The 12,692-nt window shown below is 61.4% G+C and carries 9 protein-coding genes; 7 read left to right on the forward strand and 2 right to left on the reverse strand.

The window, feature by feature from the left end:
• Nucleotides 1-7: 7 nt before the first annotated feature.
• Both ACFKSJ_RS01445 and ACFKSJ_RS01450 read right to left on the reverse strand, forming a co-directional pair.
• A complete protein-coding gene (locus ACFKSJ_RS01445) occupies nt 8-370 on the reverse strand; it encodes a DsrE family protein (protein WP_440950496.1) in 363 nt (120 codons plus the stop codon).
• Nucleotides 367-609: a sulfurtransferase TusA family protein gene (locus tag ACFKSJ_RS01450; protein WP_440950497.1), complete on the reverse strand. Its 243-nt coding sequence runs from the start codon at nt 607-609 to the stop codon at nt 367-369. The genes ACFKSJ_RS01445 and ACFKSJ_RS01450 overlap by 4 nt, the downstream gene beginning before the upstream one ends.
• 165 nt (nt 610-774) lie before the next feature.
• Between ACFKSJ_RS01450 and ACFKSJ_RS01455 the strand changes: the two genes are divergently transcribed.
• The 7 genes from ACFKSJ_RS01455 (at nt 775) to ACFKSJ_RS01485 (ending at nt 12,680) form a co-directional block, all read left to right on the forward strand.
• Entirely contained in the window at nt 775-1,491 is a 717-nt protein-coding gene (locus ACFKSJ_RS01455; RefSeq protein WP_440950498.1) for a metal-dependent transcriptional regulator, read from the forward strand.
• Nucleotides 1,488-3,476, forward strand: a complete 1,989-nt coding sequence (feoB, locus tag ACFKSJ_RS01460; protein ID WP_440950499.1) for a ferrous iron transport protein B — start codon at nt 1,488-1,490, stop codon at nt 3,474-3,476. Before ACFKSJ_RS01455 ends, feoB begins: the two co-directional genes overlap by 4 nt.
• A 114-nt stretch (nt 3,477-3,590) precedes the next feature.
• Nucleotides 3,591-6,170 carry a calcium-translocating P-type ATPase, PMCA-type gene (locus tag ACFKSJ_RS01465; protein ID WP_440950500.1) on the forward strand — a complete coding sequence of 860 codons (2,580 nt, stop codon included), beginning with the start codon at nt 3,591-3,593 and terminating at the stop codon, nt 6,168-6,170.
• A gap of 9 nt (nt 6,171-6,179) precedes the next feature.
• Entirely contained in the window at nt 6,180-8,939 is a 2,760-nt protein-coding gene (locus ACFKSJ_RS01470) for an ATP-dependent DNA helicase (protein WP_440950501.1), read from the forward strand.
• A 200-nt stretch (nt 8,940-9,139) separates the two neighbouring features.
• Nucleotides 9,140-10,639 carry a sensor histidine kinase gene (locus ACFKSJ_RS01475; RefSeq protein WP_440950502.1) on the forward strand — a complete coding sequence of 500 codons (1,500 nt, stop codon included), beginning with the start codon at nt 9,140-9,142 and terminating at the stop codon, nt 10,637-10,639.
• Nucleotides 10,640-10,783: 144 nt separating this feature from the next.
• Nucleotides 10,784-11,251, forward strand: a complete 468-nt coding sequence (locus ACFKSJ_RS01480; RefSeq protein ID WP_440950503.1) for a MarR family winged helix-turn-helix transcriptional regulator — start codon at nt 10,784-10,786, stop codon at nt 11,249-11,251.
• Nucleotides 11,238-12,680, forward strand: coding sequence for an MATE family efflux transporter (locus tag ACFKSJ_RS01485; protein WP_440950504.1), 1,443 nt, complete (start codon nt 11,238-11,240; stop codon nt 12,678-12,680). Before ACFKSJ_RS01480 ends, ACFKSJ_RS01485 begins: the two co-directional genes overlap by 14 nt.
• Nucleotides 12,681-12,692 lie beyond the last annotated feature (12 nt).

Below are 12,692 nucleotides of genomic sequence, written 5' to 3' on the forward strand. Positions count from 1 at the left end.
TCCATCTTCAGAAGGTGAGGACGGCGTCGGCGTCCAGCGCGAGATCGTTCAATGTCGCCGCCCCGCCGATCGTCGCCTGCTCGATGAAATCGCCCCTGGGTATCCCCAGCAACTGGGTGCTCTGTTCGCAGACATAGAACTGCACGCCAGCAGACGACGCCTGTTCGATCACCTTGTCCAGGTGCGGGAACGAGCCGATCTGGATCTTCTCCGCCTCCCCCTTCTTCATCACCAGGATCCCCTTGATCATAAAGAATATGCTCGCGTCGACATCCATCGCCCGTGCCGTGCTCCCCAGGACAAAGGGCGAATAGAGCCGCTCCGGCGTGTCGGGCCCGCTTGTCTGCACATACAGAATCTTCGTCGTCATTTCACTCTCCTGATGTAAAAGGTCATCACTCCTCCGGTCTTTTCGAATTTGATCACCTCATGTCCGGTCCTCTTCGCCCAGCGGAGAATGTCCTCCTCCGCCGCCGGATCGTCGGCCTCCATCTTCAGCACCTGCCCGATCCCGATCTTCTCGATCTCCTCCCTGGTCATCGATATCGGCATCGGACAGAAGAAGCCGACGCAATCCAGTTCTGCATCTGCCTGAATCTCACTGGACATTACTGGTATCCCTCCTCGACTGGTCACTACTATGCTCTCATGTGGATGGTCTGTTCCCCTACTCTTCTGGTATAGTTAAAAAAGTATCGGGGAGGTGCTGCAGGCCTGGTATTTTTAGTACTACCTAAAACATTATTATTTAGGTCGACCTAAATAACCAGTACAATGGCACAGGAACAGGTCGAGGAGTACCTCGAAACGATCTATGACCTTGAGAATCGGGACGGTTCGGCAAAGACGACCGCGATTGCTCACTGCCTGAAGGTTGCGCCGGCGAGCGTAACCGAGGCGCTGAAGAGCCTTTCAGAGCGGGGCCTCGTCAGGTACGAACCCTACCGGGGAGCGACCCTGACTGGAGAAGGGAGAACGATCGCAACGACCATCAAGCGCCGTCACCGGCTCCTCGAGGTGTTCCTGACCGATATCCTCCATATCAACCGGGAGAAGGTCCATGACGAGGCCTGCAGAATGGAACATACCATCTCCGGGGAGACAGAGGATGCTCTCTGCCGGCTGCTGGAGGCCCCCGGTCGGTGCCCGCACGGGAGCCCGATCGATCCCTGCAATAGAGCGATCGGGGACTGCACCGAATGCGCTGCGGCTGCTGAGAGCGCCGCATCGACACCACCCCGGACCAGGAACGTGATCCCGATCACCGATCTGGGGCCAGAACAGCAGGGTCGGATCGCATTCATTCGGGGAGACCAGAAGGTCGTGCAGCGCCTCTCCGACCTCGGGCTCACCCTTGGGACCTGCGTGGCCGTAACCCGAAAGACCGCTATGGAAGGGCCTGTCGAGGTCTCTGTCCGGAGGACCAAACTTGCGATCGATCATGCCATCGCCGAGAAGATCTTTGTCGACGCACCGGGAGTTGAGAAATGAGCGGCTGCGGAGGATGCAAGGGGTGTACACCCAAGGGGGTCGGCAATGTTAAGGATGCAGAGTACACGGTAGCGCTCGCCGGGAACGCCAATGTCGGCAAGAGCGCGACCTTCAACCACCTGACCGGCGTCGACCAGATCATCGGGAACTGGCCGGGGAAGACCGTTGAACGGGCGGAGGGGCTGCTGGTGCATAAGGGGCACCGGATCCGGGTGGTCGACCTGCCCGGCATCTACTCCTTCTCCACGTACTCGATGGAGGAGCTCGTCTCGCGGGAGTTCATCGCCCTCGAGCACCCGGATGCGGTGGTCAACGTGATCGATGCCTCGGCCTTGGAGCGGAACCTCTTCTTTACGATCCAGCTGATGGAACTGGCACCGCCTCTCATGGTTGCGGTCAATCAGATCGATCTCGCGGAGAAGAAGGGGCTCACCATCGATGTGGAGAAACTCTCAACGATCCTCGGCGTTCCGGTGGTGTCGACCGTGGCCATCAGGGGGAAAGGGATCTCGTCGCTCACCGACGCGATCCTCGACCTTCTGCACGACCGGCCGGTGCCCCCGGTGCTCCGCTATGGGAAAGAGATCGAGGAGCGGATAGCCCGGATCGTCTCCCTGCTCGGTCCGGTCTCGACGCCGTACCCCGCCCGATGGACGGCGATCAAACTGCTCGAACGCGATCCCGACATGGTCCGGATCGTCGGTGCAGAGGACGCTTCGATCGTTCTGGAGGCTGACCGGCTGGCCCGGGAGATTGAAGAGATCCATGGCGAGTCGGTATCAGTGGTGATCACGGCCGAGCGATACCAGATCGCAGACCGGATCGCCGCAGAGGTTATCACGGTGCAGACACCCCCGAACGGTCTGCAGAAGAAGAGCCTGACCGACCGGATCGACCAGGTAGCCCTCCACCCGGTCCTCGGGTACTTCGGGGTGATCGGCGTGATCGGTGGCCTCCTGGTCTGGACCTTCCTGATAGGGGCCCCGATATCGGCGTTCATCACCTCGTTCCTCACCCAGTTCGAACAGTACGAACCGGTGATCACCGGCCCGGTCACCGACATCCTCTGGAACGGTGTCTTCACCGGGTTCCTGGCGGGCGTGACCCTGATCATCCCGTATGTCCTCCCGTTCTACCTGATTCTCGCCGTGATCGAGGACTCCGGCTACCTGACCCGCATCTCGGTGATGCTCGATCGGGGAATGCACAAGCTCGGGCTGCACGGCAAGGCGATCATTCCGCTGATCCTCGGGTACGGGTGCAATGTCCCGGCCATCTACTCCTGCCGGATCATGGAGTCGCCGAAACAGAAACTGCTCGCGGCGTTTCTCGTGACCCTCGTCCCGTGCACGGCCCGGACCGTCGTGATCCTCGGACTGGTGGCCGCGTTCGTAAACATCTGGTGGGCGCTCGCCCTCTATGTATTCGACATCCTGCTGATCCTCGTGGTCGGAAGAGTGGCCTTCAAGGCGGTGCCCGGCGAATCGGTCGGGCTGATCATGGAGATGCCGGACTACCATGTCCCGTCGCTCCGGGTGGTGCTGAAGCAGACCTGGGCCAGAACAAAATCGCTGATCTGGGTCGTCTTCCCTGCCTACATCGTCGGCAGTGCCGTGCTCCAGGGGTTCTATGCAGCCGGCCTCCTCGACCCGGTGAACGCCCTGCTCGCCCCGATCACCACGCTCTGGCTCGGGCTGCCGGCGGTCGTCGGGATCACGCTCATCTTCGGGATCGTCAGAAAGGAACTGACGATCCTGACGCTCGCCGTGATCTTTCAGACGACGAACTTCGCCGCCATCATGTCCCCGGTACAGCTGATCGTGCTGGCCCTCGTCTCGATGCTCTACATCCCCTGCATCTCCGCCATCTTCGCGCTGGCCTCGGAGTTTGGGTGGAGGCGGGCGCTCGCCATCACCGGGACCGAGATCGCGCTGGCCATCGTCCTCGGCGGGCTCGCGTACCGGGCGCTCGGGCTGTTCATGTGAGGGGTGGTGCTCCAATCCCCCTCCTCCCTCACAAGACCTATCTGGTCTGACCGCGAAACCAGACAGACTGGTTACTATGTATACCAATCCACGCTGGTCTATGAAGGGGATCAGATGAGAACCCCTGTCCTGGCCCCGTACGATGACCTGATCTCCATCACCGGCGATCAGGGTCTTCCTCTCTCCCGTATCGAGGAGATGCGCCGGAAGTACGGGGTCAACACGATCACCCCTCCTCCCCGGGAGCCGCTCTGGAGACAGTACCTCCGAAAGTATGACGACCCCATCATCAAGATCCTCCTCTTCGCTGTCGCCCTCTCCGCCCTCGTCTCCATCATCAGAGGAGAGGGGCTGCTGGACACCATCGGGATCGTCATCGCGGTCCTCCTCTCGACCCTGATCGCATTTCTCAACGAATACCGGAGCAGTAAAGAGTTCGAACTGCTCAATGCACACCGCGACGACCTGGCGATCAAGGTAGTCCGGGACGGCCACCCCGTCTCAGTGCCTTCCCGCGAGATCGTGGTCGGGGACCTGGTCCTGCTCGAGGCCGGCGACGGGATACCGGCCGATGGCTGGGTCGTCTCAACCGACGATCTCGCCTCCGACGAATCGGCCTTCACCGGGGAGACCGAACCGGTCGCGAAAGGGGTTAAGGATCGCCTGCTGAAAGGGGCGCTGGTCACCGCCGGCAAGGGTCGGATGATCGCAGGGGCGGTCGGGGACTCGGCAGAGATGGGCGTGATCGCCGCCTCGCTGGGGATCGATCATGCGACCCTGACACCGCTCGAACAGAAACTGGAAGCGCTCGCCCGCATCATCAGTTCTTTTGGGTACTCCATGGCCGTACTGGTCTTCTGCACCCTGCTCGTCCGCGGTATCATCCTCGGTGAGATCACCGGGCTGACCATAACCTCAGTTGATGTCATCCTCCATGATGTGATGCTCGCCGTGGTGATCGTCGTCGCCGCAGTCCCCGAAGGACTGCCGATGAGCGTCGCCCTCTCCCTCTCGCTGGCGATGCGGAAGATGGCGAAGGCGAACTGCCTGGTCCGCCGGCTGATCGCCTGTGAGACGATCGGTTCTGCCACGACCATCTGCACCGACAAGACCGGCACGCTGACCATGAACCAGATGGTGGTGATCGAGGCATCGATCAACAGGCCGGTTCACACCCGACGACTCCCGGAGACGCGGGCCGAATGGATCACGCTCAATGCCGCGGTGAACGGGACGGCGCATCTCGAGGAGCGGGACGATCGGGTGATCGTCATCGGGAACTCCACCGAGGGGGCGCTTCTCCGGTGGCTTCGGGAGCATGGGCTCGATTATCTCCAGATCCGGAGAGAGACCGACATCATCAGGCAGCACCTCTTCGACGGGAGACGGAAACGGATGTCCACCGTCATCTCCCGGGACGGCCGGTCCTGGCTTCTGGTGAAGGGTGCACCGGAGATCCTGGCTTCGCTCTGTATTCAGAGTCCGGACCTGGACGAGGTGCATGCCCTCGCATCCCGGGCGATGAGAACGCTTGCGTTCGCCCACAAGGAGATCATCGACGGTGACGAGACCGAGACCGGGCTGACCTGGGACGGGTACGTCGGAATACGCGACCATCTCAGGGATAAGATCGCAGAGTCGGTCGCCACCTGCCAGCGGGCCGGCATCCGGGTCCGGATGGTCACCGGGGACAACGCCGAGACGGCCCGGGCCATCGCAGCGGAGGCGGGGATCATGCAGGGCGGGACGGTCATGACCGGCGAGGCGTTCCGTTCCCTCACCCCTGCAGAACAGGTCGGGGCTGCAGAGGAACTGGACGTGATGGCCAGGGCGGAACCCCTGGACAAACTGCTGCTCGTTTCGGCCCTCCAGAAGACCGGGGCCGTCGTCGCCGTCACCGGTGACGGCACCAACGACGCTCCGGCGCTCAAGCATGCCGATGTGGGGCTGGCTATGGGGATCGCCGGCACCGAGGTGGCGCGGGAGGCGAGCGACATCATTCTCCTCGACGATTCGTTCGCCACGATCACCAGTGCCGTCTGGTGGGGACGATCGCTCTACGAGAACATCCAGCGGTTCGTCCTCTTCCAGCTGACTCTCAACTTCAGTGCCTGTATCCTGATCTTCATTGCCCCGCTCCTCGGGTTACCGGAACCCTTCACTATCATCCAGGTGCTCTGGATCAACCTGATCATGGACACGCTCGCAGCCTTCGCCCTCTGTTCGGAGGCCCCCCATCCCGAACTGATGAACAACCAGCCGATCTCGCATGACGCCCCGATCGTCACGCCGTTCATGTGGCTCTCGATCGCTGTCACCGGCCTCTTCCTGATCGCCGGCGGTCTGCTTCAACTGGCCACCGGGTTTCTGGGCGGGTCGACGCCGGCGGAGATCGGCACGGTCTTCTTCGCGGCGTATATCTTCGCTGCGGTCTGGAACGGGATCAACTGCAGGGCGTTCGACGGGAAGATGCCCCCCTTCTTCCGGGGGAACCCGACCTTCTTTGCGGTGACCATCTTCATCGTCGCCGTCCAGGTGCTGATCGTCCAGTATGGTGGTGCATTCTTTGCGACCGTCCCGCTCTCCCTGGAACTGTGGGTGCGGGCCGGCGTGGTCTCGGCCTCGGTGCTGGTGGTCAGTCTTCTGCTCCGCCTCGGGTACCGGGTCCATAACGTTTATCTTTCCCCAAAATGACGATTATCCATGCTGACCCCTGAGCAGAAGCGGGCGATCGCATTTCGCGACGGAAACCTGCAGGTGATCGCCTGTGCCGGCTCGGGCAAGACCGAGACGATCACCCGACGGATCGCCGGCCTCGTCGCCGGGGGCGTGGACCCGGGGTCGATCGTTGCCTTCACCTTCACTGACCGGGCTGCAGCAGAGATGGCCGATCGTCTCCGTCTTCATCTGCATGCACAGGCCCCGGCTGGACCGGACCTGGCCGGCCTCTCGGTCGGCACCATCCATGCCTACTGTGCTCAGCGGCTGAAGGAGGTTCTGCCGACCTATCGTTCCTTCGACCTGCTCGACGACGATATGCGCCCCCTCTTCTGCTCCCGGTATTATCGGGATCTCGGTTTCGAGGACCTCCTCGTCCACTACCAGGACCGGCGCCGCGAGCCGTCGCGGTACGAGATCATCCACGACTTCTGCAGGAACGCCGACCTGGTCAGGGACGAGCGGATCGATCCGGCCAGCCTTGACCCGCCCTTTTGCGAGTGTTACCGCGCCTATCTCGACCGCCTCCACGCAGACCATTACATCGACTTCACCGGAATGATCGCCCACTATGTCGACGCGCTCGGAGAGGACCCCGCCCTGCTCGCCGGTGAGAGGGAACGGGTCCGGTACCTGATCGTCGACGAGTACCAGGACATCAACACCCTCCAGGAGGAGTTGATACGCCTGATGGTCGGCAGCACCGGGAACCTCTCAGTCGTCGGCGATGACGACCAGTGCATCTACCAGTGGCGGGGCTCGAACTATGAGAATATCATCTCGTTCGGCACCCGGTACCCCGATGTCACGACCGTCCGTATCCAGCAGAACTTCCGGTCGACCCCGGGGATCATCAGCGCCGCATCCCGGGTGATCGATCGAAACGAACTCAGGCTGCCCAAGATGATGGAGCCCTGGCCCGAGGGGGTGGGGCAGACCAAGGAGGGCGACATCGCCGCCTGCTTCTTTAGAGATGAAGAGGAGGAGGTGGCAGGGATCGTCGGGCAGATCCAGGCACTTCGGGGCCGGGTGTATATCAGCAACCGGGGCGAGGAGCGAACGCTCTCCTATCGCGATATGGCCGTGCTGATGCGCTCTGTCCGGATGTACGCCCATTCCCTCACCGCCGCCCTGGAGGAGGCCGGGATCCCCTTCGTGGTCAGCGGGGGCCGGCTCTTTGAACGGCCCGAGGTCGTGATCGTGATGCAGGCCCTCGCCTTCCTCGGGGAGTTTCCCTACCCTCTCAGGAGCACGGTGCCGGTGCAACTTCCCCACCTCAAAGCGTCGTACCTGGCGCTCGGCCGCGGGGAGGCAGACTGTGCCGTGTTCCTGGAGGCGATGACGGACCTGAAGCGGGAGACCGATCGGAGCGAGTCGCTCAGTCTGCAGACGCTCTTCCACCGGGTGGTGCAGGCCATGGGCGGTGACCGTGCTCCCTTCCCTGAGATCTGGTATTACAACCTCGGCCAGCTCTCGCAGCTCGTCACCGCGTTCGAGCACCTCTACCCCCATATCACGCCGATGGAGATCCACCGTTTCCTGGAGTACATCCAGGAGCATGCGATGAGACAGGCCGAGGAGGGCGGGGCCGGGAAGGAGATCCTCCCAGATGCGGTGACCGTAACCACCCTCCACAAGGCCAAGGGGCTCCAGTTCCCGGTCGTCTTCATCCCCCGGCTGAATGCCGGCGAGTTCCCCTCTGACCGGCCTGACCGGTCGGTCTGGTTTGTGCCGACGCACCTCTTCGATCGAGACCGGTATGCGACCGGCCTTGAGGACGAGCGGCGGCTCTTCTATGTCGGCATCACCCGGAGCGAGAAGTTCCTCTTCCTCTCCGGCCACCGCCAGAGGACCGGGGACGTCCCCCCGGCTGAGCCGTCGATCTTCCTCTCCGAGTACCCCCGGGACCTTGTCGTCGACCAGTTCCCTGGTCATTGTAGGGATGGTGGGACCATCCATGCTACAGTCTCCGGACCAGACCGGTCGCCGGCTCGGATCGAGACGAGCTGGTCGGCCCTTCGGTATTACGCCCACTGCCCGTTCGACTACAAACTCCGGCACCTCTACGGGTTCGACCCGATGCCCAGGGAGGAGCTGGGGTTCGGGCGGGCCGTCCACTCGGTGCTGGCCGCCGTGCATGCACGGGTGGCCGGGGGAATATTCAATCCTGCGGAGATCCCGGGGCTGGTCGACGAGCACCTCCTCCTCCGCTTCGCTCCGGCCGAGACGACCGAACGGGTGCGGGGGATCGTGGCCAGGCAGACCATCCGCTACGTGGAAGAGAACAGCCGGGACTTCGCCCGGATCGCCGGCATCGAGCTGCCGTTCTCGTTCACCGTCGGGAATGGCGTGGTGAACGGGGCGATGGATCTTGTCCTCGGCGATGGTGACGGCGGTGTCGAACTCCGGGACTTCAAACTGACCGAGGAGGGGGAGGCCTCGTTCCGGCCCGACGTCGAGCGGCAGCTCCAGGTCTATGCCCTGGCCGCCCGGGCGCTCGGTCACGAGGTGCACCGGGCGACGATCTACCACTTCGATACCGGCTCAATCGCCGAGGTGGCGGTCGGGCCGGCAGCCCTCGCCGAGGCGCAGACTGCCGTGGAGCGGATGATCGCTGGGATACAGAACCAGGAGTTTCCCCGGCAGCCGGCGGCTGAACAGTGCGCGAACTGCGACTGGCGCTGTCTCTGCGAAGGGGCTGCAGGATTCGATTGCGTGCGATCCCCGGGATCGCCAACGAGATGATCTACCTGATCAAGTACTCGTCCCTGGCCTACATGCTGGTCAGCGCAGGGGAACCGATCTGATCCTGCTTCACCGGGACCCCCCATCTCTGTGAACGTATCGTCGACAACCTGACAGCGGGTATATACCGGACTCTCGTCCTCACCCCTGATCCAAAAGGAAGCACTTATTACGTGAAAGGATAAGAGTCGATGAGATCCGTGATCGGATCAGTAAGGTCGGGGGGAGAGAGCATCAGCCAGGTACCGGATGAAGAGCGACGGCCGGCCGGTCTAAAAGAGTGGATACCCCGGCATTCCTCCGACCTGATACCGATTCTGATCGTCATCTCGCTCGCTGCGATCTTCTTCATCGACGTTGTCACACCTCCCTCTTTCAGAGTACTTACCCCCTACGTCCTCCCTTTGATCCTGACCATCTGGGTCCGTCAACGATGGGCGCCCTTCGCTGTTACAGGGATCGCGATCGTTCTGATCATCATCGGCTTTCTCCTCTCCTCACAATCGTTTCTAATCGATATCGTCTTCGACCGGGTGTCGTTCTGTCTGGTGCTCATCATCGCTGCGATCGGGATCAGCACATACACCGACCAGGTCAGAGCACGACAGGAGTCATCATGGTATCTGCGTAAGATCGTCGACACCGCGGAGAGCCTGATCTTTGTGAAAGACCGGGAGGGGCGTTTCCTCCTGGTCAACCAGGCGACGGCCCGGTTCTTCGGTACGACCGTCGACGAGATGATCGGGAAGACCGATGACGAGTTCAGGTTCCTCGACACTGCCGAGCACCTCCCTCACCTCCATGACGAGAATGCAGAGGTGATCGGCAATATAAAGGAGGTCCATTCGGATGCAGAGATTGCTGGTCCGGACGGGCAGATCCACTGGTTCACCACGGCCAAGGTCCCCATGTTGAACCCGGACGGGATCTGCGACAGTGTGCTTGTTGTGGCGACGGAGATTACGGAACGAAAGAAGTCAGAGGAGAGTTTGAAGGAGTACGCCGGAAGATTGCAGCGATCGAATGAAGATCTGCAGCGGTTTGCATACATCGCGAGCCACGACCTGCAGGAACCGCTGCGGTCGATCGTCTCCTACAGCCAGATGCTGGACCGGCGGTACCGGGGAAAACTCGACTCCGATGCTGATGAATTCCTGGGATACCTTGTTGAAGGAGGTCTCAGGATGCAGATGCTGATCCAGGATGTACTGTCGTTCTCATGCGTCAACGCCAGTGAACCGCAGTTCACCGAGACAGATATCGGGACTGTGCTGGCCGAGGTGGAACTGGGCCTGGACCAGATGATACGGGCCTCGGAGGCGACCATCACGCATGACCCGCTGCCGATGGTGATGGCAGACCGGATGCAGATGGTTCAGCTCTTCACGAACCTGATCAGCAATGCGGTGAAGTTTCACCGTCCGGGCGTGGTGCCCATGGTCTATATCAGGGCCCGGAGGGTCGGGCAGTTCTGGGAGTTCTCGATCGCGGATAACGGGATCGGGATCGAGCCGGAATACTTCGAGCGGATCTTTGTGATCTTTCAGCGGCTCCATACCAGGCAGGAGTACGAAGGGACAGGGATCGGCCTTGCCATCGCCAGGAGGATCCTCGACCGGCATGGAGGGCAGATCCGGGTCAGTTCGACGTTTGGCAGGGGGACGACCTTCTACTTCACCCTCCCTGCCATTGCCGCCTGAACATCTTCCCAAAGATTGTATTCAGCACCCAATCCGGCACACCATGCACTGGGAGTAGGAAGGAGAGCGGCGATCACATTTGTTGTCAGATCAACTGTTGCAACGACAACTTATATACCGTTCCAGATCCAAGTACTGATCCACGTGAAAGAAGACCATATCATCCCCTTTGCAGGGCTTGTTTCGATCATATCCCGGGCTCGCGGGATCATGATGAATGACCGGCTCCTCCCGTATGGACTCTCCTCCGGGCAGTTTCCGATTCTCATTCATCTCTCGCACCAGCAGGACGTCACGCAGGACGTCCTGGCCCGGTATCTTCATCTCGACAAGGGAGCGATCGCCAGGGCTGCCCGTAAACTCGAGGACGCCGGCTACATCAGTCGGACTCCAGACCCTGCCAACCGGCGGGCGTTCAGACTCTTACTGACAGAGAGAGGCGAGCGGATCGTCACCGAGATGCAAAAGATCGATCAGGAATGGGACGATCTGGTCTGTGCCGGCCTCTCGGCACAGGAACGTGAAGACCTCAACGCCCTCCTGTACAGAATTGCAATGAACAGTATCAAGAGTATTAGGAAACGTGGGGAGTCCTCACATGATAGAATCTGATCCAGTAATCACCAATAAAACAGACCCGAAACTGAATGCAGAGACCGCCGGCGTCTCGCTCCTACGGGGCGACCCCAAGAAGGCGATCCTCAAACTCTCTGCACCGATGATCATCGCGATGCTGTTGACGTCGCTGTACAACATTGTGAATGCGATATGGGTGGCCGGGCTCGGCTCTGATGCCATGGCAGCGGTTGGGTTCATCACCCCGCTCTTCATGATCCTCATGGGGCTCGGCGCCGGGCTTGGTGCAGGGGTCACCTCGGTGATATCACGGCGGATCGGAGCCCAGGACCGGGAAGGAGCGGATAGTGCTGCAGTCCATGCAATGGGGTTGATGCTCGCCATCGCTGCGGTCGTCACTGTCCCCCTGTTCCTCTTCGCCGAGCCGCTCGCCCTCCTCTTCGGTGCAGGAGAGACGGCCGGGCTTGCAGCCGAGTACGGCCGGGTGATCTTCGCCGGGACCGTTCTGCTCCTCTTCGTCAATATAGGGTATGCGATCCTCCGTGCCGAGGGAGATGCCAAGCGGACCATGTACGCCATGGTCGCCTCCTCGCTCATCAATATGGTCCTCGACCCGCTGCTGATCTACACGGCCGGCCTGGGGATTGCAGGCGCTGCATGGGGGACGCTCATCTCCATGGGATTCGTAGCAGCGATCCTGCTCTACTGGTTCTATGTGAAGCGGGACACCTATGTCTCGCTCTCATGGCAGCATTTCAGAGCTGACGGGGCGATTGTACTGGATATCCTCAAGGTCGGGCTGCCGGCGAGCCTGGAGTTCGTCCTGATGTCGGCACTCGCCATCATCATCAACGGGATGCTGGTGCTCGTCGCCGGCACCGATGCGGTTGCGGTCTATACGGCCGGCTGGCGGGTCGTGATGTTCGCCATCATTCCGGTGGTCGCGATCGGTACCGCGGTGACCGCGGTCACCGGAGCCTCGTACGGTGCACGCCAGTATAAACGACTGCGGGTGATCCAGCGTTTCTCGGTTGGGTTCGGGATCGCCATCACCCTGCTGATCAGCGTGGTGACCTACGTCTTCTCCCAGCAGATCGCGTTCCTCTTCGCGTATGCCCCGGAGAGCGCCCACCTTGCTCCTATGATTGCAGCCTTCCTGGCGACGATGTGTTTCTTCTATCCGTTCGTACCGCCGGGTATCATGTCAGGCTCGATCTTCCAGGGGATGGGCAGGGGGATCAACTCGCTGATCGTCAGCCTGTTCAGAAACCTGATCTTCATCGCCCTCTCTGCGTACATCCTCGGGGTTGTCCTCGCGATGGGAGAGCAGGGGGTCTGGTGGGGGATCGTGATCGGGGATATCCTCGGTGGGCTGCTCGGATATGCCTGGGCCTGGCTCCATATCCGCTCGCTGATAGCCCTGCCGGGTGCAGCTGCCGATTCTGACGACCCCGAATTCGTCTGAGAAAAGAGTGTC

Origin of the sequence: Methanosphaerula subterraneus (genome assembly GCF_052055875.1) — an archaeon.
GTDB lineage: Archaea > Halobacteriota > Methanomicrobia > Methanomicrobiales > Methanospirillaceae > Methanosphaerula > Methanosphaerula subterraneus.

Coding starts and splice junctions, on each gene's coding strand:
- ACFKSJ_RS01445 (WP_440950496.1), bottom strand. CDS start 370: ATGACGACGAAGATTCTGTATGTGCAGACAAGCGGGCCCGACACGCCG.
- ACFKSJ_RS01450 (WP_440950497.1), bottom strand. CDS start 609: ATGTCCAGTGAGATTCAGGCAGATGCAGAACTGGATTGCGTCGGCTTC.
- ACFKSJ_RS01455 (WP_440950498.1), top strand. CDS start 775: ATGGCACAGGAACAGGTCGAGGAGTACCTCGAAACGATCTATGACCTT.
- feoB (WP_440950499.1), top strand. CDS start 1,488: ATGAGCGGCTGCGGAGGATGCAAGGGGTGTACACCCAAGGGGGTCGGC.
- ACFKSJ_RS01465 (WP_440950500.1), top strand. CDS start 3,591: ATGAGAACCCCTGTCCTGGCCCCGTACGATGACCTGATCTCCATCACC.
- ACFKSJ_RS01470 (WP_440950501.1), top strand. CDS start 6,180: ATGCTGACCCCTGAGCAGAAGCGGGCGATCGCATTTCGCGACGGAAAC.
- ACFKSJ_RS01485 (WP_440950504.1), top strand. CDS start 11,238: ATGATAGAATCTGATCCAGTAATCACCAATAAAACAGACCCGAAACTG.